General features: G+C 70.5%; 19 protein-coding genes and 2 pseudogenes. 6 read left to right on the top strand and 15 right to left on the bottom strand.

Annotated elements, in window-relative coordinates; all coding sequences use genetic code 11:
* Both aspA (AC067M_RS27110) and AC067M_RS27105 read left to right on the top strand, forming a co-directional pair.
* Positions 1–386 (top strand): annotated as a pseudogene (gene aspA, locus AC067M_RS27110) (aspartate ammonia-lyase); the annotation flags it as partial.
* Positions 387–393: 7 nt separating this feature from the next.
* The gene (locus AC067M_RS27105) at positions 394–1,278 is read left to right on the top strand and encodes a LysR family transcriptional regulator (RefSeq protein ID WP_478699629.1); all 885 of its coding nucleotides are present in this window, start codon (positions 394–396) and stop codon (positions 1,276–1,278) included.
* Positions 1,279–1,471: 193 nt separating this feature from the next.
* Here AC067M_RS27105 and otnI read toward each other — a convergent pair whose 3' ends face one another.
* The 13 genes from otnI to AC067M_RS27040 form a co-directional block, all read right to left on the bottom strand.
* On the bottom strand, positions 1,472–2,284 hold the full coding sequence (gene otnI / locus AC067M_RS27100; RefSeq protein WP_478699628.1) for a 2-oxo-tetronate isomerase: 813 nt from the start codon (positions 2,282–2,284) through the stop codon (positions 1,472–1,474).
* 35 nt (positions 2,285–2,319) lie between these two features.
* Positions 2,320–2,481 (bottom strand): hypothetical protein, encoded by a 162-nt coding sequence (locus AC067M_RS27095; RefSeq protein WP_478699627.1) that lies wholly within the window; start codon positions 2,479–2,481, stop codon positions 2,320–2,322.
* A 72-nt stretch (positions 2,482–2,553) separates the two neighbouring features.
* Positions 2,554–3,264: an aspartate/glutamate racemase family protein gene (locus AC067M_RS27090; RefSeq protein WP_478699626.1), complete on the bottom strand. Its 711-nt coding sequence runs from the start codon at positions 3,262–3,264 to the stop codon at positions 2,554–2,556.
* A 161-nt stretch (positions 3,265–3,425) separates the two neighbouring features.
* Positions 3,426–4,289, bottom strand: a complete 864-nt coding sequence (locus AC067M_RS27085) for a class II fructose-bisphosphate aldolase (protein ID WP_478699625.1) — start codon at positions 4,287–4,289, stop codon at positions 3,426–3,428.
* Positions 4,289–5,737 (bottom strand): four-carbon acid sugar kinase family protein, encoded by a 1,449-nt coding sequence (locus AC067M_RS27080; protein ID WP_478699624.1) that lies wholly within the window; start codon positions 5,735–5,737, stop codon positions 4,289–4,291. Before AC067M_RS27080 ends, AC067M_RS27085 begins: the two co-directional genes overlap by 1 nt.
* 65 nt (positions 5,738–5,802) lie before the next feature.
* Complete coding sequence (gene aspA, locus AC067M_RS27075; protein WP_478699623.1) at positions 5,803–7,215, bottom strand: aspartate ammonia-lyase; 1,413 nt, start codon at positions 7,213–7,215, stop codon at positions 5,803–5,805.
* Between the two features lie 152 nt (positions 7,216–7,367).
* A complete protein-coding gene (locus AC067M_RS27070) occupies positions 7,368–7,532 on the bottom strand; it encodes a hypothetical protein (RefSeq protein WP_478699622.1) in 165 nt (54 codons plus the stop codon).
* 273 nt (positions 7,533–7,805) lie between these two features.
* Positions 7,806–8,759, bottom strand: a complete 954-nt coding sequence (locus tag AC067M_RS27065) for a succinylglutamate desuccinylase/aspartoacylase family protein (RefSeq protein ID WP_478699621.1) — start codon at positions 8,757–8,759, stop codon at positions 7,806–7,808.
* Positions 8,760–8,782: 23 nt separating this feature from the next.
* The gene (locus tag AC067M_RS27060) at positions 8,783–9,079 is read right to left on the bottom strand and encodes a hypothetical protein (protein WP_478699620.1); all 297 of its coding nucleotides are present in this window, start codon (positions 9,077–9,079) and stop codon (positions 8,783–8,785) included.
* Positions 9,080–9,203: 124 nt separating this feature from the next.
* Positions 9,204–9,590 (bottom strand): hypothetical protein, encoded by a 387-nt coding sequence (locus AC067M_RS27055; RefSeq protein ID WP_478699619.1) that lies wholly within the window; start codon positions 9,588–9,590, stop codon positions 9,204–9,206.
* Between the two features lie 2 nt (positions 9,591–9,592).
* Positions 9,593–10,732, bottom strand: coding sequence for an N-methyl-L-tryptophan oxidase (gene solA / locus AC067M_RS27050; protein ID WP_478699618.1), 1,140 nt, complete (start codon positions 10,730–10,732; stop codon positions 9,593–9,595).
* Between the two features lie 188 nt (positions 10,733–10,920).
* A complete protein-coding gene (locus AC067M_RS27045) occupies positions 10,921–11,976 on the bottom strand; it encodes a tartrate dehydrogenase (protein WP_478699635.1) in 1,056 nt (351 codons plus the stop codon).
* 2 nt (positions 11,977–11,978) lie between these two features.
* Positions 11,979–12,179 carry a hypothetical protein gene (locus AC067M_RS27040; RefSeq protein WP_478699617.1) on the bottom strand — a complete coding sequence of 67 codons (201 nt, stop codon included), beginning with the start codon at positions 12,177–12,179 and terminating at the stop codon, positions 11,979–11,981.
* A gap of 246 nt (positions 12,180–12,425) precedes the next feature.
* Here AC067M_RS27040 and trpC point away from each other — a divergent pair, with 246 nt between their 5' ends.
* From trpC to AC067M_RS27020, 4 genes and pseudogenes are all read left to right on the top strand, one after another.
* The gene (gene trpC / locus AC067M_RS27035) at positions 12,426–13,211 is read left to right on the top strand and encodes an indole-3-glycerol phosphate synthase TrpC (RefSeq protein ID WP_478699616.1); all 786 of its coding nucleotides are present in this window, start codon (positions 12,426–12,428) and stop codon (positions 13,209–13,211) included.
* Positions 13,212–13,603: 392 nt separating this feature from the next.
* Positions 13,604–13,864, top strand: coding sequence for a hypothetical protein (locus AC067M_RS27030; RefSeq protein WP_478699615.1), 261 nt, complete (start codon positions 13,604–13,606; stop codon positions 13,862–13,864).
* A 220-nt stretch (positions 13,865–14,084) separates the two neighbouring features.
* On the top strand, positions 14,085–15,386 hold the full coding sequence (locus AC067M_RS27025; protein WP_478699634.1) for a ferredoxin reductase family protein: 1,302 nt from the start codon (positions 14,085–14,087) through the stop codon (positions 15,384–15,386).
* A gap of 254 nt (positions 15,387–15,640) precedes the next feature.
* A pseudogene (locus tag AC067M_RS27020) lies at positions 15,641–15,787 on the top strand (AbfB domain-containing protein); the annotation flags it as partial.
* 251 nt (positions 15,788–16,038) lie between these two features.
* Here AC067M_RS27020 and AC067M_RS27015 read toward each other — a convergent pair.
* Complete coding sequence (locus AC067M_RS27015; protein WP_478699633.1) at positions 16,039–18,489, bottom strand: SpoIIE family protein phosphatase; 2,451 nt, start codon at positions 18,487–18,489, stop codon at positions 16,039–16,041.
* Positions 18,490–18,953: 464 nt separating this feature from the next.
* Complete coding sequence (locus tag AC067M_RS27010) at positions 18,954–20,513, bottom strand: RICIN domain-containing protein (RefSeq protein WP_478699632.1); 1,560 nt, start codon at positions 20,511–20,513, stop codon at positions 18,954–18,956.
* Positions 20,514–20,792: the final 279 nt, after the last annotated feature.

Raw genomic sequence — 20,792 nt, 5'->3', positions numbered from 1 at the left:
TGATCGGCAACGACGTCGCCATCACCATGGCCGCCGAGGCCGGACAGCTCCAGCTCAACGCCTTCGAGCCCATCATCCTGCACTCCCTCTCGGAGTCCATCACCCACCTGCGCGCGGCCTGCCTCACCCTCGCCGAGCGCTGCGTCGACGGCATCACCGCCAACACCGAGGCACTGCGCGCGAGCGTGGAGAACTCCATCGGCCTGGTCACCGCCCTCAACCCGCACATCGGGTACACGGCCGCCACCGACATCGCCAAGGAGGCCCTCGCGACCGGCCGCGGTGTGGCGGAACTCGTACTGGAGAAGGGCCTGTTGCCGGCCGAGCGGCTGGCCGAACTGCTGCGCCCGGAGGCCGTGGCGGGCAACGGCCAGGTCCTGTTGTAGGGCGCGTATGGACATTCGGCAGCTGGAGTACTTCCTTGCGATTGTTGATCGTGGGGGGTTCAACCGTGCGGCCTCGGCTCTGTACGTGTCGCAGCCGTCGCTGTCGCAGGCCGTGCGGGCACTGGAGCGTGATCTCGGCTCCGAGCTGTTCCATCGCATCGGGCGCAGGGCAGTCCTGACGGAGGCCGGAAGGGCCCTGATCGAGCCTGCCCGGGAGGCCGTGCGGAGTCTGGAGACGGCGCGGGCGAGTGTCGCGGCGGTGCATGAGCTGCGTGAGGGGCGCCTGGATGTGGCAGCCATGCCGTCGCAGGCGGTGGAGCCGCTGACGACCTTGGTGAGTGCCTTCAGCCACCGGTATCCCGGCGTCTCTGTGGCCATCAAAGCGGCGTTCACCTCGCGTGATGTGATCGACATGGTGCGCACGGGTGCCGTGGAGTTGGGGCTTTTGGCGTCCGCCGGTCCGGTCTCCGACAAGGAGGTCTCCTCACATGCGCTGGGGCGGCAGCGTTTTGTGCTGGTGGTGCCGGCCGACGGCCCGTTCGCTGATCGGACGGCGGTGGACTGCCGGGAGCTTGCGGGACAGCGGCTGATCGTCGGGCAGCCGGGTACCGGGATGCGCGCCTACGTCGACGCGCTGCGGGAACAGGGCATCGAGTTCACCGTCGCCGCCGAGACCGAGCACCGCGTGTCGCTCATGCCCCTGGTACTGGCCGGGGTCGGGCTCGCGGTGATCACGGATTCCTGGCGGGACGTCGCCCGGCGACTGGGCGCCCGCGTCCTGGACATCGAGCCGAAGGCCACCTTGGACATCGCCCTCGTCAGCCGCCGCGGCAGCCTGTCCCCCGCAGCCACCGCGTTCGTCACGGCCGCCACCTCGGCCGGCGACAGCTGACAGGCATGGCTTATAAGCAGGTCCGCACCGCGTCTTGCCGCCGCCACGGCTTCTGCCTGCCACGGGCGCACCGGACGGCACGAACCGGTCTGCGAGCACCAGCCGGTCGATCGGTGCACCACGGAACGTCCGCGTCTTCAGCAGTGCGATGACCTGTCGTCCCATGAGCCGAAGCCACCCGTGATGACGATCCTCATGCGCTTTCCCCTCGGTGGTTCCGGTAGTCGTTCAGCCAGCGGAGACCTTCGCTCGTGCCGGCGCGGGGGTTGTACTCGCAGCCGATCCACCCGTCGAAGCCCAGCTCGTCGACCACGTCGAGCAGGTGGCGGACGTTGAGCTCACCCCGGTCGGGCTCGTTGCGGTCGGGCACACCCGCGATCTGCAGATGACCGACCCGGCCGGTCGGCAGGTCGCGGCGCAGGGTCGCCGTGAGGTCGCCCTCGACGATCTGGCAGTGGTAGAGGTCGAGCTGCACCTCGAGATTCGAGGCTCCCACCTCCTGCACCACGGCGTGGGCCTCGGCCTGGGTGCTCAGGAAGTATCCGGGCATGTCGCGGCCGTTGATCGGCTCGATCAGGATGTCGACGCCCACCGCGGCGGCCCGTTCCGCGGCCCAGGCCAGGTTGGTCAGGTAGGTGTCGCGGTGCTTGGCCCGCTCGACCGGTGTCGCGTCCGGTCGGACCAGCCCGGCCATCAGGTGAACCCGCGGGCAGCCCAGCGCCGCCGCATATTCCAGCGCCCGGTCGACCCCGGAACGCACCTCCGCCTCGCGTCCGGGCCGTGCCGCCATCCCGCGCTCTCCGGACTCCCACGCTCCGGGAGGTGCGTTGAAGAGCACCTGCTTGAGGCCGTGGTCGTCGAGCCGGCGGCGCAGTTCGGCGGCGTCGTAGGCGTAGGGGAAGAGGTACTCGACGGCCTGGAAGCCGTCAGCCGAGGCCGCGGCGAAGCGGTCGAGGAAATCGTGCTCCTTGTACATCATGGACAGGTTCGCTGCGAACCTCGGCATGCTGGCTCCTGTGTTCCGGCCGGGGACGGCCAGGGTCAGTTGTTGACGACGTGCTGCTTGGTGGAGAGCACCGCTGCGGTTCCGACGACGAGGGCGACGCCAGAACGTACATCGGGATCACCGCCGAGCCGGCGGCGTCCTTGACCGATCACGTAGCGGCTGACGAAGCCGACGAGGTTGCCCACCGAGTTGATCACGAGGTCCGCCTAGGGTCTTTCGTTTGGATCAGGCCGGACCCCGCGAGCCCGGCATGATCCAAACGAGAGGCCCTAGGCCCTTTCTGTGGCACGGACAGGTTCAGCCGTCTGCTCGTGCAGCACGCGCACCGCGTTCTCCGCTCCGCTGCGCGGGCTGGAGAGCACGGGCTTGCCGACGGCTTCGGCTATCGCGGGAGCCAGCCGTGCCATGGACGCTTGGGCCAGCACGATCACGTCGACCTCCGCGGCCAGTGCCCGTGCCCCGTCCAGCACCATCGCGTCGTGGCGGTCGCGGTCACCGGACATCAGCACCGAGAAGGCGCCCTCGCAGAGCCGCTCCTGGACGGTGATGTCGCGACCGGCCGCCCGTGCCTTCTCCTCGACGAGGGCACGGGTCGGCGGCAGCGTCGTGGGGACCGTCGCCAGGACGCCGATGGCGTCCGCGGTCTCGACCGCTGACGCGGTCATCGCGTCGTCAATCTTGACGATCGGGACGGAGACCAGGCGTCGGGCCACGTCGATGGCCGGACCGAGCGAGGAGCAGGCGGAGAAGATGACGTCGGCCCCCGCGGACTCCGCGGCCTGGGCCAGGTGCACCATGCGCTGCGCGCTGGCAGGTGAGATCTCGCCGTCGCGCACCACGGTTGCGAGCACGTCGCTGTCGACGAAGTGCAGGACCTTGGCGTCCGGAGCGAGTTCCGCGAGGTAGTCGTTGAGGACCGGCTCGACGTTGATGAACAGCAGGCTGGTGTGCAACACGGCGATCGAGGCAGTGGTGGACATGGTGGCTCCAACAGTGTGCGGCATAGGCCCGCGTGCCGAGAGGGCACGAGAGCGCGAGACAGAGCGGTGCGAACCGCGCGCAACGCGCGCGGCCGGGGGCGTACGACGGTCGTGTATCCGTCGGTGTGGTGCGGCTCGGGGTCAGCGGGACTGAGACCAGGTCACGCGTTTCCCCCCTCGGCGCGGGGGCTCAGGCGGCCGATGACCTCCAGGGCGGCGTCCCGGACCGCGTCGCGGCCCGCCGCCCACAGGGAGACGACGTCGGAGCCGGGCAGCGCGGCCGGGAGGGTCGCGCGGACGGCCTCCAGACAGGCGCGGCGCAGTTCGGCGTTGACGTTGACCTTGGCGACGCCTCGGGCGAGAGCGCCGTGCAGCTCCTCGACGGGCAGGCCACTGGCGCCGTGCAGGACGAGCGGGACCGGTACGGCCTCGTGGATCGCGGCCAGCCGCTCCAGGTCCAGGCGGACCGGGTGCTTGGTGAAGCCGTGGACGTTGCCGACGGCGACGGCGAGTGCGTCCACGCCGGTCGCGGCCACGAATTCGGCCGCTTGCTGCGGCTCGGTCATCGCCGCGGTCTGCGCGACGGCGTCGGTGGAGACGTCCTCGTCGCCCGGGAGGGCACCGAGTTCGGCCTCCACCCAGGCGCCGTGGTCGCGTGCCCGCCGGACCGCCTCCTTCGTCAATGCGACGTTCTCGGCGAACGGCAGGTGGGAGCCGTCGACCATGACGGAGGTGTAGCCCGCCTCCAGGCAGGCGGTGATCTCGTTCAGGTCCCGGCTGTGGTCGAGGTGCACCCCGAGGCGGGCGGCGGAGTGTCCGGCCGCGTCCAGCGCCAGCCGCATCAGGGCCTCGCGTCCGGCGTGCTTGAAGGGGCTGGAGCCCGCCTGGATGACGAGCGGCCGTCCGGCGGCCTCGGCGGCGGCCGTGATGCCCTGGACCGTCTCCAGGTTGTAGGCGACGAACCCGGGCAGGGCGTGACCGGCGGCCGCGGCCTCCTTCAGCGCATCGGTTCCGTGCAGCAGCATCAGGCACTCCTGAGCAGGTCGAGGGCGTCGGCGAGCGCGTCGGCGCCGCCGACGTTCCCGGCGAAGACGATGTAGGGGATGCCGGCGGCGGGGCCGTCCGCGGGCTCCCAGAGCGAGACGATGCCGGGCAGCAGCGTGCCCCGGGCCCAGACACGGCGGATCTGAAGGCCGTGGGTGGCGGTGTCGCTGGAGGTGATACCGCCCTTTGCGACGACGAAAGCGGGCCGCCGGGCGGAGTTGACCTGGCGCACGGCCTCCACGAGCGCGGCGGAGACCCGGCGGGAGATCGCAAGACTGTCGTCCGCGTCGGCACCCGTCACCAGCACGCGAGAGGTGCGGATCACGGCGTCGGCCGAGTCCAGCGCGCCGACGGCCGCGGCCGCGACCTCGGTGATGTGGGCGTCACACCGCTCCTCGTCGAGCAGGAGGGCCACGTCGAGTTCGTACTCGGCGATCCCGCCCCGCTCCCGCAGCCGGTCCAACTGCCGTGTCGTCAGCGCGACATGAGACCCCACGACGATGAGACCGTGCGGTGCGTCCCCGCGCAGGGGGCGCAGTTCGGCCGGGGTGAGTGGTGCCCGCGCCGCCTGTCCGGCGCGGGCCCTGACGAAGGACGGCCCGACCCGATACAGCAGCCGCGTGCCGTTCTCCTCCGCCTGAGCGAGGGCCAGGGCCAGTACCCGCAGATCGTCGTCGCACACCGCGTCGACCACGGCCGTACGGCCGCCGCGCAGCGAGGACAACAGCCGCGCCGTGTGCACCGGGCCGCCGCTCCGCAGGTCGTCGAGGGTGATGCACAGGACCTCGTCCGCGGGCACGCGTCCGCCCGTCTTCTCCTCGACCCACTGGGGCAGCGACGAGCTGCGGTAGCCGAAGGTGGCGTCGCGGGCGAACTCGCTCTGGCCGACCGGCAGCAGCCCGTCGGCCGTCCGCATCCAGTGGCGGGAGCCGACGGTCAGCCGGCCCGCCTCGATGTAGGCGGGGACCAGCACCACGCCGTCCGGAGCGCCGACGCCCGACTCGCTGAGTTCCTCGGCGAGGACATCGGTCTCCAGCGGGAAGTGGCCGCGCAGCGTCGAGTCACCGCGACTGGCCAGGACGTAACCGGTGCCCTCGGCCGCCGACGCCTCGCGCAGGGCACGGACCACCTCGCGGTTGCGGGCGGCGGCGTCCTCAGGGGAGAGGCTGCGGGTGTTGGTGAGGACGAAGAAGACGGCGCTGTCCTGGCGCAGCGCCCAGCGCAGATCGTCCACCGTCCAGGAAGTCAGGACGGGCACGTCGGCGACGGTCTGGGTGCCGGTCGGATCGTCGTCGAGGACGACGAGACGGGGGCCACCGGAGATGCGGGCGGCCACCTCCGCGGCGCTCACCTCACGGACCGGAGGCAGCCCTTCCAGCACCGCGGCCTCGGGGACGGCCCGCGTCTGGGCATGGAGGGGTAGGGGCATGGCGAACTCCTGGCCTGTTACGAGTAGTTGAGGGGGAACGTCAGTCGAGGTCGCGCTTGATCACGTCACACCAGGGCTTGACCGGGTCCCGCGACGACCTCGGGACGGAGCAGCTCGGCGAGGGCGTCGGCGGGCAAGAGGTTTTTCTCCAGGACGAGTTCGGCGACTCCGCGCCCGTTGGCGAGGGCCTCCTTGGCGATGTCGGTGGCCGCCTCGTAGCCGATGTACGGGTTGAGGGCGGTGACCAGGCCGATTGAGTTCTCCACCGCCGCCCGCAGCGCCTCGGTGTTGGCCGTGATCCCCGCGACGCACCGCTCGGCCAGGGTCAGGCACGCGCGCTGAAGGTGCGTGATGCTCTCCGAGAGGGAGTGCAGGATGATGGGCTCGAAGGCGTTGAGCTGGAGCTGTCCGGCCTCGGCGGCCATGGTGATGGCGACGTCGTTGCCGATCACCTCGAAGGCGACCTGGTTGACGACCTCGGGGATCACCGGGTTGACCTTGCCGGGCATGATGGACGAACCGGCCTGCACCGGCGGCAGGTTGATCTCGTTCAGACCCGCGCGCGGCCCCGACGACAGCAGTCGCAGGTCGTTGCAGCTCTTGGAAAGCTTGACCGCGATGCGCTTGAGCACACCGGACATCTGCACGAACGCGCCGCAGTCCTGGGTGGCCTCGACCAGGTTGACCGCGGTCACCAGCGAAAGCCCGGTGATGTGCGACAAGTGGCGCCGCGCCGACTCGGCGTATCCGGCAGGAGCATTGAGGCCGGTGCCGATCGCGGTGGCGCCCAGGTTGATCTCGTGGATCAGCTCCACCGCCTCCGCCAGCCGGCTGCGATCCTCCTCCAGCATGACCGCGTACGCCGAGAACTCCTGACCCAGCGTCATCGGCACCGCGTCCTGCAGCTGGGTGCGGCCCATCTTCAGCACGTCACGGAACTCCACAGCCTTGGCCGCGAAAGCGTCCTGCAGCACCGCCATCGCCCTCAGCAGACCGCGCACCGCATACACCGTCGCGATCTTGACGGCGGTCGGGTAGACGTCGTTGGTGGACTGGCCGAGGTTGACGTCCTCGTTGGGGTGCAGGAACCGGTACTCGCCCTTGGCGTGCCCCAGCAGCTCCAGCGCCCGGTTGGCGATCACCTCGTTGGCGTTCATGTTGGTCGAGGTGCCCGCGCCGCCCTGGATGACGTCGACCACGAACTGGTCGTGCAGCTTGCCGTCACGGATCTCACGGCACGCCTCCACAATGGCGGTGGCCTTCCTCGGCTCCAGCAGGCCGAGTTCCTCGTTCGCCAGGGCGGCGGCCTCCTTCACGGCGGCCAGAGCGTCGATCAGATGCGGGTAGGCGGCGATCGGCGTCCCCGTGACGGCGAAGTTCTCCCTGGCGCGCAGGGTGTGGACGCCCCAGTACGCCTCGGCGGGGACGTCGCGATAACCGAGCAGGTCGTGCTCGCTGCGGTGAGCTACGGCGGTCATGGCAGGGCGGGCCTCTCTCGGAGCATGTTCAGGCGTGCGTGTGCGTGGGGTGCAGCAAGGGGGCGAGCGAGCACGACCCGCCAGGGCAGTGGGGGACTTCCCACGACCACGTCACGGGAAGTCCCCACGGTGTCACCGCCGTCTGTATCGACTCAGAACAACTTGTCCTTCGCCTTGTAGTTCGAGCCGCCGAACGGCAGGAACCAGGCGGTGCCGCTGTAGAAGGGAACCGGCCCCTTCCGGGCCCACTCGGGTGCCGTGAAGCCGCGCGTGCGGCGGCCCCCCTGGTCCACGTCCGCCTTGCCGGCCAGCGCCACCTAGGGTCTTTCGTTTGGATCATGCCGGGCTCGCGGGCCCCGGCACCGCGCCTCGCCGCGTTGTCGTCGGTCGGCAGGGCTCCGCCCCTGCCGCCCTCCTCCGCCTTGCGATGCACGGCACCGGACCCCGCTCCCTGATCCGGCCTGATCCAAACGAAAGACCCTAGGCGATGGCCCTCCCGTCGGACGCCTCCAGGACGGTGAAGGAGCGCCCGTCGGCGGCCGGGACGTGCTTGCCGTCGATCAGCAGCTCGGTCAGCTCAAGTTCGGCGCTCACGGCCGGATCTCCCCTTCGACGGCACCGAAGATGACGACCTCGTCGCCGGGACGGACCGTGCGGATCCGGCGCACCCAGAGCACGATGCCGTCCTGCGGCGCGGTGACCTCTTCCAGGGTGTTGCCGTAGTGGTCGGTGATGGTGGCGATCAGATCACCTTCCTTGCAGGTCTCCCCCGGTTCGGCGCGGGCGACGAAGAAGCCGCCGGAGGCGGAGCGGGCGAAGGTGCCGGAGACGGTCGTGTAGGTGTCCCGCAGCTCCGCCTCACCGTCGGTCATGCCGAGGCTGCGCAGGATGTTGCGGACGGAGTTCATGTGCCGCTCGACGTTGGCCTCGCGGTAGGTGGCGCCACCGCACTCGATGGTGATGGCGGGCTTGCCGGCCTCGAGAACGGGGTGGCGGACCGTGCCGCCCCACTTGCCGCCCTTCCAGACCAGCTCGTGCCCGGCGGCGAGGGCCAGGTCGGTGGCCAGGTCCTCGTAGCCGCCCTGGAGGATGACCAGCGGGGCGATCTCGCCGTAGGCGCCACCGGTGTGCAGGTCGACCACGGCGTCGACGGCCGGGACGACCTTCTCGACGAAGGTGGCGGCCAGGCGCTGGGAGTACGAGCCCTCCGCGTCGCCCGGGAAGATGCGGTTGAGGTTGAGGTGGTCGATGCCGCTGGCGCGGGCGGCGGCCTCGAAGGCGGGGGTGTTCAGGCAGGGGATGCCGACGACGGTGCCGCGCAGGGTGGCCGGGTCGATCTCGGCGAGGACACGCCGGATGGCCTCCTGGCCGTCGTACTCGTCGCCGTGCACGCCCGCGTCCACACACAGGACCGGGCCGTCCTGGGCGCCGTTGACGACGATCAGCGGAATGCCGAGCTCCACGCCGTAGCTGCTGGTGCCGACCGGGATCAGGCCCTGGGCGCGCTCGCCCGGGGCGACGGTCAGCGAATCGATGGAGTACATGTGGTTCCTTCCCAATAAGTGGATCAGATGCGGGCGGACGCCTCGGCGAGGGTGCCCACGAGGATCGCGGCGATACGGTTGAGGACGGCGCGGTCGCTGATCAGCGGGGGCGCGATCTGGACCAGCGGCGCGGAGCGGTTGTGGACGCGGGCCAGCAGGCCGGCTTCACGCAGTAGGCGAGGGATCAGGTCGAGAATCAGATCGGCGCGGGCGCGGTCGCTCAAGCCGCCGCCGTCGAGGTCGCCGACGAGTCCGCAGGAGTAGAAGAACCCGGTGCCACGGACGTCGCCGACGATCGGCAGGTCCGTGAGTGCCGCCATGCGCTGCGCCAGGTCGTCCTGAAGGGGCGGACGTTGTCCAGGATCCGGTCCCGCTCCATGATCTCCGGGTTGCGCAGGGCGGCGCTCTCACGCTCCCGTGGTGGTCAGCTGGGGTGGGGGTTGTCTAGGGGCGGGGGTCCGCCTCGTCGGATCCGCGGCCCATGCCGGGGACCGGGAGGGTGTCGGGTCGCGTGGCCGTGTCGGGGTCCCACGGGATGGCCAGGGCGGCGAGTTCGGTGCCGGGGCGGACGGTGAGGCCGTGCATGCCGTAGATGATCCGTCCGCCGGCCGGGGAGACGTTGAGCCGCCCCTGGTACGCGGCGTCGATGGGGGTGAACTCGCCGCCGTGCACTCCCGCGGTGATGACGACCCGGGGGCCGGGGCGGGTGCCGTTGACCAGGGTCAGCGGGATGTCCGCTGTGAGGGTGCCGAGGTCGGCGCGGACACTGCCGCGCGCCTTGGTGCCGGGCTCGGCGTCCAGGGAGCCGACGGAGAGGGTGGTGCCGCTCATGGTCACGCCTCCGTCCGGCCGAGGGTGGAGATGAAGTCGATGGGCTGGGGCGAGGAGCCGTCCAGCGCGAGGTCGGCGGCGATGTCGCCGAAGGCGGGCGAGAGCTTGAAGCCGTGGCCGGAGAAGCCCGCGAGCAGGATCACGTTCTCGGCGCCGGGGAGCGGGCCGACCAGGGGGCGGCTGCTCTTGGTGTAGCCCTCCATGTAGACCGACAGCCGGGTCGGGTCGGGGTTGAGGTCCGGTATGTAGCGGCCGATCAGGTCGGCGTAGATCTGCAGTTCCTCCGGTGCGACGGTCCGGTTCAGCTGGTGCGGGTCACCGGCGGGCTTGTTCAGGGCCTGGGAGAGGCCGAGCTTGACGGAGACGCCGTCCGGGGAGGGCAGGCCGTAGCAGTGGACGGGTGCCGTGCGGATGAAGGCGGGACGCTCCTCGCCGAACCAGGCGTCGGTGGTGGGCATGAACCAGGCGCTGACCACGCGGAGGATCTCCACCTCCCACGGCAGGCCGGGCAGCAGGTCGTTGACGTAGGGGCCGACGGTGACGACGACCGCGTCGAAGCGCTCGCTGCCGGCGTCGGTGCGGACCTCCACCCCGCCGTTCGCGACGGGGACGATCTCGCGGACCGTGGTGTAGCGGTGGATCACCGCACCCAGCTGCTCTGCGCGGCGCGCGGCGGTCTGGATGGTCAGCTCCGGGCGGATGAAGCCGGCGCGGCGGTCGAGCACGGCCGCGTCGCCGTCCTCGATGCGGTACTGCGGGAAGCGCTTGGCCAGCGACTCGGCGTCCAGCACCTCGTGGTCGAGGCCGTGCTCGGCGATGGACTCAAGCACGGTCGCCATCTGCTGCTGCTCGGTCGGCCCCATCAGCAGGCACCCGGTCAGGCGGCGCAGCTCGCGGCCGGTCTCCTGCTGGAGCTGTTCGTACAGGGCGTCGGAGTGCTTGAGCAGCGGGACGTAGCGGGAGTCCTCGAAGTGGGCGCTGCGGAAGATCCGGGTCTCGCCGCCGGCGGCACTGCGGTCGTGGCCGGGTGCGTACCGGTCGTAGCCGACGACCTCGGCGCCGCGGGCCGCCAGCCGCCAGGCGGCCTGACTGCCCATCGTTCCGACGCCTACCACCGCGACACGCTTCTTGGCAGCTGACACAGGACTTTCCTTTCGTATCGCCGAGGCGCATGCTGAGCCCTCGACGTGAGGCTGTTCGAGTAAGAGGGTTTGGACGGGAGTTGGGCCCTGAGTGGCCGATGGCTCACAGCCGCCCTTTGTCCCGAGGTTCCGGCTCAAGATCCCGGTACGGCGGTGTACTCGGATGCGGTTCCGAAGGGCCGGGACGGTCAGCGAAGTTCCAGCAGCTTCTCGGTGAACTCGTCGGTCGTCGCCGTGCCGCCCAGGTCGCGGGTTCGCACATCGGACTTGGCCAGGACGGCGGTGATGGCGTTGTCGATGTCCCGGGCGGCCTCGGGGTGGCCGAGGTGGTCGAGCATCATGGCCGCGGACCAGATCGCGCCCAGCGGGTTGGCGATGCCCTGGCCCGCGATGTCTGGCGCGGAGCCGTGCACCGGCTCGAACATCGAGGGGAAGTCCCGCTCGGGGTTGAGGTTGCCCGCCGGGGCGATGCCGATGGATCCGGCGACCGCGGCCGCGAGGTCGCTGAGGATGTCGCCGAAGAGGTTGGAGGCGACGACTACGTCGAAGCGGGCGGGGTCGAGGACGAACTTCGCGGCCAGCGCGTCGATGTGCTCCTGGTTCCAGGTGACACCGGGGTGCGCGGCGGCCCGCTCGGCGATCAGCTCGTCCCAGAACGGCATGGTGTGGATGATGCCGTTGGACTTGGTGGCGGAGGTGAGCTTCCCCCGGCGGCGGGCGGCGAGCGAGAACGCGTAGTCGGCGATCCGGGTGACCCCGGCCCGGGTGAACACCGCTTCCTGGACGGCCAGTTCCTCGCGTGTGCCCTGGTTCATCCGTCCGCCGATCTCGCTGTACTCGCCCTCGACGTTCTCCCGCACGACGACGAGATCGACCTCACCCGCGGCGGCGCTGCGCAGCGGGCTGTCCACGCCCTCGAAGACCCGGATCGGCCGCAGGTTGACGTACTGGCGGAAGGTGCGGCGGATGGGGATCAGCAACCCCCACAGCGAGACGTGGTCCGGCACGCCCGGGTAGCCGACGGCGCCCAGCAGGATCGCGTCCGCCTCGCCCAGCCGGTCCAGGCCGTCCTCGGGCATCATCGAGCCCTCGCGCACATAGCGCTCGCAGGACCAGTCGTAGGAGGTGTAGGAGAAGCCGATTCCGTGGCGGCTGCCGACGGCGTCCAAAACTCGCCGGGCGGGCGGCAGGACCTCGGTCCCGATGCCGTCACCGGGGATGAGGGCGATGCGGTGGTTCTGGATCGTCATACGGTCGATTGCAGCAGCGGGCCGGGCAGCGCGTCCAAGACACAATCCCGATGTGCCTTATAGGGGCGCCTTATAAGGCGGCCCGATTGCGGTTCCGTCAGCGCTCCGTCCAGGAAGGCCATCGCCGCCGGGGACAGCGGGCCGCGACGGCTGATCAGCGCGATGCGCAGCTCGGCGTTCGGTTCCAGATCGAGCACCAGGGCGCCCGCCCGCTCCGCAGTCCGCCGACAGGAGCCGGGGTCACTACCGCCGGCCCCACCCCCTCCAGCACCGTCTGGCTCACGCTTCCAGACGGATGGCCGCGCCCCGGGGGAGGCCGATACTCTCGCCATGATCGATCCGGACAACCCGTGTTCTGAGGACGGCTTGGACGTGGGTGGCGGACGGCCACACACAAGCCGCGGGACGTCCGGAGCGTCAGACGATTCGACAGGGAGAGGGTAGTGACCGTTCTCGATGGGATCCTCGCGGGGGTTCGCGAAGACTTGGAAGAGCGCAAGCGTGCGACGCCGTTGGCGGAGCTGCGCTCCCGGGCAGCGGACGCGGCACCCGCGCTTGACCCGCTGCCCGCGTTCCGGGCGCCTGGGGTGTCCATCATCGCCGAGGTGAAGCGAAGGAGCCCCAGCAAGGGTGCGCTGGCGGACATCCCCGACCCTGCGTCCCTCGCGGCCCAGTACGCGGCCGGCGGTGCCGCTGCGATCAGCGTGCTCACCGAGAGCAGGCGTTTCGGTGGCTCCCTCGCCGATCTGGACGCCGTACGTGCCCGGGTCGACGTGCCCGTCCTGCGCAAGGATTTCATCGTCGACCCCTATCAGCTGTGGGAAGCTCGCGCGCACGGCGCCGATCTCGCGCTTCTGATGGTCGTGTCGCTGGACGACGGCCAGCTCACCGACTTGATGGGGCTGTGCGGAGAGTTGGGTCTCACGCCGCTCGTGGAGGCGCACTCGGCCGACGAAGTGCGGCGCGCTGCCGCCGCGGGAGCTGAGCTTCTCGGCATCAACGCGCGGGACCTGACAACGCTGGACGTGGATCGCACCGTGTTCGCCGACCTCGTGACGGGCATCCCCGAAGGCACGGTCAGAGTCGCGGAATCAGGAGTGACGGGCCCGAAGGACGTCGCGGAGTACCGCGGTTGGGGAGCCGACGTGGTACTGGTCGGCGAGGCACTGGTCCGCTCGGGGGACCCGCGCAGCGCCGTGGGCGAGTTCATCGAGGCTGCCGGAGCGTGATGGCGTATGGCTCGGCGGGTGTGGCATGCGTGGAAATGCCGCGAGCCGAGCCATACTTCGTAGCCCCTCGCCGACGCTGATGTGAGGGTGCTCGTGGTGACAGACGGGCATGCGTGCTCTGGGGCGTTCACCCCGCCGACCAGTGGGCAGGACGACTGCACGGCCACATCAGCGCAACAGACGCACGTCGCGCAGCCGGATGGTGGTTGCGGGGCCGACCGCTTCGAACGCGCCGATCAAGCGGGAAGGCGGAACGGCCAGATCCAAAAAAGAGGTTCTCGTGGATCAAGGGGCGCTTGCACAGCGTGAAGAGGCTTGTGGTTAAGGCTTTAATCACTCAGCCTACCCGGCGTCGGCACGACAGCGACGGCCGCCGGGTGAGGAGTTCTCAGATGCCAGATGCCTTCGACGGCGCCTCTGCGAGACCCGCGGGCGGTCCGCCGCACCGGCGGACGTTCCTGGCCACCGCGGTGCTGAACGGGCGGGTGTTCACCGGTACCCACGGCAGCGCACGAGCGCAGACGGTGGCCGCCGGCAGCGACGGACGAGTTCTCGCGGTCGGCGGCAACGCGGACAGAGGCCGTCGCGTCGGCCCTCGTACCGTCGTCAATGCTGAGGCGCGGGGGTGCCGACCCACCTGTCCGGGTGTCTGACGGGTTCACGATTTACCAGCGTGCCGATGGCAGAACAAGCACAGTCGAGGCCAAGCAGAGCCCTTTTTACGTCAGGTTCCCTCTTCTTGCCGCGACCGGGGCTGTATGAAGTCAGGACGCTCGGGTCCTCGCGACCTCGCGGGTGCCCGGCGCAAGTGCGTCACATGGACAATGAGGGGAAGCGGTGGAGGCGACGAGTACACAGGTGCGGCAAGGCACCATACCTGCAATCGTTGCGGCGCGGTGGGCGCTGTGGACGTTTGTCATCGTCAACTTGGTGATCGTCGAGGTCTTGTTCCTCACCGCCGGGACAGGCAAGAACGGGGTGCTCACGGTCGCCAAGTTCTTCGGCCTGCACGCCGCCGTGCTGATGCTGTTCCAGCTGCTGCTGGTGGCCCGACTGCCGTGGCTCGACCGCCGTATCGGCATGGACCGGTTGACGGTGTGGCACCGGTGGGTCGGCTTCACCCTGCTGTGGACCATCCTCACCCACGCCGTGCTGGTCGTGCTGGGCTACGCGAGGCTCGATGACGCGTCGATGACCAAGACGTTCTTCGCGCTGGCCGGAGTGCCGGCCTCCCTGCTCGGGATGTTGGCCGCGGCGGTCGTCGTCGTGGTCGCCGCGACTTCCGCCCAGTATGCGAGGCGGCGGCTCCGGTACGAGACCTGGCACGGCCTGCACCTGCTGCTGTACGTGGCGTTGGGGCTGGCGTTCGTCCACCAGTTGCTGGAGACCACGACCTTCAGCTCTTCCGTGCCCGCGAAAACCTACTGGTGGGCCCTGTGGCTGTTCGCGTTCGGTGCCCTGGTCACAGGTCGGATCGTCATGCCTGTGTGGCGCAACGCCTATCACCGATTCCGGGTCACGGCGGTGGTGCCGGAGGCTGACGACGTCGTGTCGGTGCACGTCACCGGCCGCCACCTCGACAAGCTGCCGGCCCGTGCCGGCCAGTTCTGCATCTGGCGATTCCCCGGCCACAACCACTGGTGGCTGGCGAACCCCTTCTCGCTGTCAGCGGCACCCGACGGCCGTACTCTGCGCCTGACCGCCAAGGCGGTCGGCAGCACCAGCGCAGGCCTCCGGCACATCCCGATCGGCAGCCGCGCGTTCGTCGAGGGGCCGTACGGGGCCTTCACCTCGTTGCACCGCACGCGGCCCGACGCACTGCTGATCGCCGGAGGAGTGGGGATCACGCCGGTTCGAGCTCTGCTGGAGGAGGAGCCGACGGGAGACGTCGTCGTGCTCTACCGGGTGCGCAGCGAGAACGACGCCGTGCTGGTCGATGAGGTGCGAGCCCTGGTCGCGGACCGCGGCGGTCAGCTGCACCTGATCACCGGCCGCACGGGGGAGGGGAACACGGCGTTCGAGCCGGACAGTCTCCGTGCCCTGGTGCCCGACATAACCGAACGCGACGTGTACGTATGCGGCCCGCCCGCGATGACCTCGGCCGTGCTCAGCGCCCTGCGCGGACTGAAGGTTCCCCACCTGCAAGTGCATGCCGAGCGGTTCGGTTTGGCCTGACGACCGCCGTTCCGGCAGGACTGCTCGGAACTGAGAACTCACTGCCAGCCGCCGGCATGACCGGCGGCTGCGGTGCGACCGGCGGACTGCGCCAGGGCCGGTGGCCGGCCGTACGCAGGAAAGTGCTGCTGCGGTCGGCCGCCCCGCCCTCTCGTCCAGGTTCAGCAACCTTCGGAGTGCGGCGATATCGGCGGCGGTCGACCGATCTCCGTCTCCTGGTACTGACCGCTGCTGCGCTTCGAGGTGTTCCGTTCGCCGGGCTCGCCGACTCGAGCTGGTCGTCCTTCCAGTCGTACAACTTCCCCGACCGCTACATCCGCCACTACGCCTACGAACTCCGCCTCGACCCGATCACCACCACGACGGCCCGCAGCGACGCCACCTTCCGCGTGACGAGCTGACCGCGCAGAACAGGGATGCCGGCGCCCTCACGGCGACCTCCCACCGGCCGCCCGCCCTCGGCGGCGGGGAAGGCGCCGGCATTCCGCCCGCGAGCCATCCCGGTCGAGCACCGTGTGACCGGCCCGCTCTGCGAGCTCCCGAGCGTGCCGATCGCGTAGCGGACGGTCCCGGTCCCCGGAGACGGGCCCACTGACGCGCAGGCCGTCGCCGTTCTGCCGGGTCCCCGGCGACGGCCCGCCGGGCTCGGATCTCATCGCGGCTCGGGCTCGGTGAGGGTCTGTGCGCACCAGATCGTCTTGCCGTCGGTGCTGTGCCGGGTTCCCCACCCCTGGGTGAGCTGGGCGACGAGCAGCAGGCCCCGGCCGCCCTCGTCGAAGGCGCGCGCCCGGCGTAGGTGCGGGGCGGTGTTGCTGGCGTCGGAGACCTCGCAGATCAGGGAGGTGTCGCGGATGAGCCGCAGCCTGATCGGGGGCTCGCCGTATCTGATGGCGTTGGTGACCAGCTCGCTGACAACCAGTTCGGTGACGAATGACGCCTCCTCCAGGCCCCAGGCGTCCACCTGGTCCAGGGCGAACTTTCTGGCGCGCGGCACCTGCGCGGGGTCGGGTTCGACGTCCCAGTCGGCGACGTGCTGGGGATCCAGCGCCAGAGTGCGAGCGAGCAACAGGGCGGCGTCGTCGGTGCGGTGTTCGGGGAGCATGGTGTCCAACACCGTGTCGCAGAGGCCCTCCAGCGAGGTGGCCGAATGGTTCAGGACACGCAGCAGTTCGGCGATCCCCTGGTCGACGTCGCGCTCGCGGCATCCCACCAGTCCGTCGGTGTAGAGGGCGAGCAGGCTGCCCTCGGGCAGCTCGAGTTCCGTGGCCTCGAACGGCAGCCCGCCGATGCCGAGCGGTGGTCCCGGCTGTGCGGGTGCCGGGGTCCTGGTGCCGTCCGGGGAGATGATCAGCGGCAGCGGATGACCCGCGCTCGCCAGTGTGAAGCGGCGGGAGACCGGGTCGTAGACGGTGTACAGGCAGGTGGCCCCGAATTCGCCGGTCGGCTGGAAGCAGCCGGTGGGCTGGAGGTCGCTGGCGAGGTGGATGACCAGGTCGTCCAGGTGGGTCAGCAGCTCGTCCGGCGGCAGGTCCACGTCGGCGAGCGTGCGGACCGCCGTGCGCAACCGGCCCATGCTGGCCGAGGCGTGCAGGCCGTGACCGACCACATCGCCGACGACCAGGGCGACCCGGGCACCGGAGAGCGGAATGACGTCGAACCAGTCACCACCCACCTCCGCGCCGGTCCCGGCGGGCAGATAGCGGGAGGCCACCTCGAGCGCCTCCTGGCTGGGCAGCTGCTGCAGCAGCAGACTGCGCTGCAGCGTCAGTGCGGTCGTGCGCTCGCGTGAGTACCGGCGGGCGTTGTCGATGGCGACGGCTGCCTTGGCGGTCAGCTCTTCGGCGAGGATCAGGTCGTCGGCGGTGAAGGCCTCGGGCCGGTCGCTGCGGGAGAACGTGACGACGCCGAGCAGCGCGCCGCGGGCCCGGAGCGGCACGGTGATCCGGCCGGTCAGCCCCTCCGCGGCGATCGACTCGTCGATCAACGGGTTGCCCGGCGGCCAGTGGGCCGGGTCGGCGGCGAGCCCGGGCCCGAAGGCCCATTCGCCGCCCTCGCCCGGTTCGGCGGCGAGCTGAACCGTGGACCTGCCGGTGGCCATGCAGCGGACGGCGACGGAACCGGGAGCGTGACTGACCGGCACCGGGGGCCCGGGAGCGCGGCCGGTGTCACACTTCGCGCTGTGCTGGGCGGCGCGGCTGAGCGCGACGGCTTCGCCGGAGGCGGAGGCGGGGGAAAGAGGCGGTTCCTCTCCGCGCAGCACCTCGTCGAAGAGATCTACGGTGACGAAGTCGACGAATCGCGGCACGGAGGTCCTGGCCAGCTCCTGGGCGGTGCCGATCACGTCGAGTGTCCGGCCGATGCCGCGGCTGGCCTCGTTGAGCATGAGCAGGCGCTGCCTGGCCCAGTACTCCGCGCTCATGTCGAATCCCCAGTTGGCGACCGCGCGGACCCTGCCCTCGGCATCCCGAACGGGCCAGATGCTGGTGGCCCAGGCGTTGGCGTAGTTACTGCCGAGTGGCCGGAAGACGGTGATGAGACGTGCGGGCTTGCCCGTCCTCGCCACTTCGGCGAGCTGGTCGGTGTAGGGCTTGTCGTCCCTCTCGGGGAACAGTTCGCGGTCGAATTCGGGAAGCACCTCGCGGTACTTCTTACCGAGCACTTGCTCCTCGGAGTGCGCGATCACCCGGCCCGAGGACGCGTTGATCCACAGAAACCGCAGCTCAGGGTCGTAGACGCCCAGAGCGAAGGGGCTCTGCTCGAAGGCCAGGTCGGCGATCACCGGGCGGCGTTCCCAGCGGTGGACGGTCACCGCATGGCCCAGCGCCCGGCCGTCGGCGCCGAACAGCGGGTGAGCCGACACCAGAGCGTCCACCGTGGAACCGTCTCGGTGGCGCAGGGGGACGAGCCCCGTGTGGTCGGGGCCGCTGCCGTAGCTCCCGGGGAAGCCGGGTGGTGGGGGAGCGGCCAGCAAATCGGTCATGGGGCGCCCGACGGCGTCCTCCGCCGTCCAGCCCAGCAGCAGCCGCCCGCTCTCGCTCCAGCCGCTCACCACGCCGTCCGGGTCCACCACAAACCCGGCAGTGGGGGCACCCTTGCTGGTCATGGCCACGCGCGATGCCTCCGTCCCGACAGCCGTGCCCGTCAGGGCTGGTTCCCAGCGACAGCCTCCAGCCTAGATCCGCTTCTGCTGCACGGCGCCCCGGCCGGTGCGTTCCGGATCGCCGGGTGCCGGAGTGGGCGGGCCGGTGCCGGCGCCTCCGCGCCCTTCGGCACGGTCGAGGCCGGCGCCCCGATCGTGCGTGGGCTCAAGGGGGCGGCTCGTGCGTGGGCTCAAGGGGGCGGCGGACCGTTGTTCGCCAACCCGGTCCGCCCCGCACGGCCTGGTCGACAGGACCGCGTACCAGTTCTGCGTCTCGACCGCGAGTGCAGCATGCACGGCACAAGGACGCCGTCGCACCGACAGCGCGGGCAACGCCGTAGCGGGGAGTCGGTCCGGCTCTGCCGCGCGGCGTCGGACTTGTCGCCGTCGGCACGCTGGCATCCCTTCCCGCGCGGCGCTCGGTGCCGTCACCAGCCTGTCGGCAGACCGGTGAGGAACGAGGTGAGCCGGTCGGCGATGACTCGGTCGTCGTGGGCCGAGTAGTGCCAGTCGCAGCCGAGGAAGTCCAGGCCCGAGTCATCAAGGGCCCAGTAGCGGACCCGGCTGTCGCCGGCGTCGTTGCGCGCCTTGACCACCTGCTGGACATGGCCGGCGTACTGGCCGGCGCCTACCGCCACGATGGTCGTGTCGGCCCCGTAGCGTGTGCGCAGCTTCTGGATGAAGGCGCCGTAGGCGCTGCGGTAGCCGGCCGCGAGGCTGTCCGGCGTCCACGGCTCACCGGGGTTGATGGCGGTCGAGAAGTCGTTGGTGCCGAGGTTGACCACCACGACCTGGGGGCGCCAGGTGCCCGGGTTCTGCCAGACGTCGCCCGACACGTTCAGCAGGGCACGGTCGTAGAAGGTCCGGTACGTGACGTCCGGCGAGCCTCCGTTGTAGTTGCGCACCATGCCACGGCCCGAGTAGCCGTTGATCTGGTAGTCGGCGTTCAGTTGCCGGGCGGTGAGGGCGCCGTAGCTCACGTCGGCGTTGGTGGTCCGCTTGATCTGGTCCTGGGTGCAGTCGCGGGAGGTCGAGAGGTTGCCGTAGCCCACCGTGAGGGAGTCCCCGATGAACTCGATCTGGCGGTCGCGGGCCGTCGGTCTGCTCAGTACGGCACCGCCGGGCGCGGCCACGAAGCCTCCGAACGTGCTGGTGTCCCCCGGGCTGTCGTTGCGCTTGACGAGCCGGACGGTGTGCTCACGGTTCTGCAGGCCGTTGATCCAGTGCGTGGTGTCGCCGGGCGTGACGAGTGTGGCGACGGTGGCTCCGTCGACCTGGACGTCGTAGTCGGCGGCCGAGTCGTTGAGCACGATGCCCACGCCGGTGCCACTGACGCGGCCCTCGAAGTACACGCCGGGCCAGCTGTACTGCACCGTGTTCCCGGCGTCCTTGACCCGCCCCGCGGTGTGCACCTGTGCCAGTACTCCCGTCGCGCGGACCAACTGCCACTGCTGGTTGGCCCCGCCCCAGTCGGTGAACTGCACGACCTTGGCGCCGTCCGCGGTGGAGGCGGTCTTCACCTCGACGGCCTTGCCGCTGTTGCGGTTGATCAGACGGACGTAACCGTCCGGCGAGTCGGCCAGCCGGAACTGCTGGTTGGTACCGCCGGCGTCGCCCCACTGCACGATGTCCGCGTGGTCGGCACCGGAGTAGTTGTAGACGTCCAGCACCTTGCCGGAGTGCTGCGCCTTGAGCCGGTAGTAGCCGCCGCCCGAGTCGACGAACTGGAAGCGCTGGTTGGCCCCGCCGTGACGGGTCCACTGCTGGACGGCAGCCCCGTCAGCGGCACTCGCACCCGACACGTCGAGCGCCTTGCCACTGCCCCGGTTGACCAGCACATACCACGCGCCGGTATCCACCGTGGCCGCCTGCGCCGTCCCGGCGGCACCCAGCCCGCTCACGAGCGCCGCCAGCAGGGCGATCACCGCGCCGAGCACCCCCGCACGCCTCCCACGCCCCCACCAGGGGGCCCCGCAATTGAATGTCATATGCATGTCATCCATCCGCATTCGTGTCGCATCACTGAGTGAGGCCGCCCGTCCCCGGGACACGCGCCCGAGGCAGGGCCCAGCAGCGTCGAAGTGTGCGAACTCAGCCGACAGGCCTGCGCCGGACTCGGCGCGTCCACCCCGCGTCGGTGCGGCATCCGGCGATCGGCCATCGCGGCCATCGCATCCGGTCGCATGGCTGGAGGTTCGCACCGCCGGCGGCCGGCCGCCCCGGCACTGACTGCGGCTCCTTCATCTCCGCCGACGGCAGCGGCAGCG

Source organism: Streptomyces sp. NPDC043427, assembly GCF_056436655.1.
Note: the sequence above shows the minus strand (reverse complement) of the source record. Positions and strands in the feature narration are given on the sequence as shown.

Coding starts and splice junctions, on each gene's coding strand:
- AC067M_RS27090 (WP_478699626.1), bottom strand. CDS start 3,264: ATGTCCACCACTGCCTCGATCGCCGTGTTGCACACCAGCCTGCTGTTC.
- AC067M_RS27105 (WP_478699629.1), top strand. CDS start 394: ATGGACATTCGGCAGCTGGAGTACTTCCTTGCGATTGTTGATCGTGGG.
- aspA (WP_478699623.1), bottom strand. CDS start 7,215: ATGACCGCCGTAGCTCACCGCAGCGAGCACGACCTGCTCGGTTATCGC.
- AC067M_RS27085 (WP_478699625.1), bottom strand. CDS start 4,289: ATGCTGCTGCACGGAACCGATGCGCTGAAGGAGGCCGCGGCCGCCGGT.
- AC067M_RS27060 (WP_478699620.1), bottom strand. CDS start 9,079: ATGGCGGCACTCACGGACCTGCCGATCGTCGGCGACGTCCGTGGCACC.
- AC067M_RS27030 (WP_478699615.1), top strand. CDS start 13,604: ATGCCAGATGCCTTCGACGGCGCCTCTGCGAGACCCGCGGGCGGTCCG.
- AC067M_RS27080 (WP_478699624.1), bottom strand. CDS start 5,737: ATGCCCCTACCCCTCCATGCCCAGACGCGGGCCGTCCCCGAGGCCGCG.
- AC067M_RS27010 (WP_478699632.1), bottom strand. CDS start 20,513: ATGACATTCAATTGCGGGGCCCCCTGGTGGGGGCGTGGGAGGCGTGCG.
- AC067M_RS27015 (WP_478699633.1), bottom strand. CDS start 18,489: ATGACCAGCAAGGGTGCCCCCACTGCCGGGTTTGTGGTGGACCCGGAC.
- AC067M_RS27065 (WP_478699621.1), bottom strand. CDS start 8,759: ATGTACTCCATCGATTCGCTGACCGTCGCCCCGGGCGAGCGCGCCCAG.
- AC067M_RS27055 (WP_478699619.1), bottom strand. CDS start 9,590: ATGAGCGGCACCACCCTCTCCGTCGGCTCCCTGGACGCCGAGCCCGGC.
- otnI (WP_478699628.1), bottom strand. CDS start 2,284: ATGCCGAGGTTCGCAGCGAACCTGTCCATGATGTACAAGGAGCACGAT.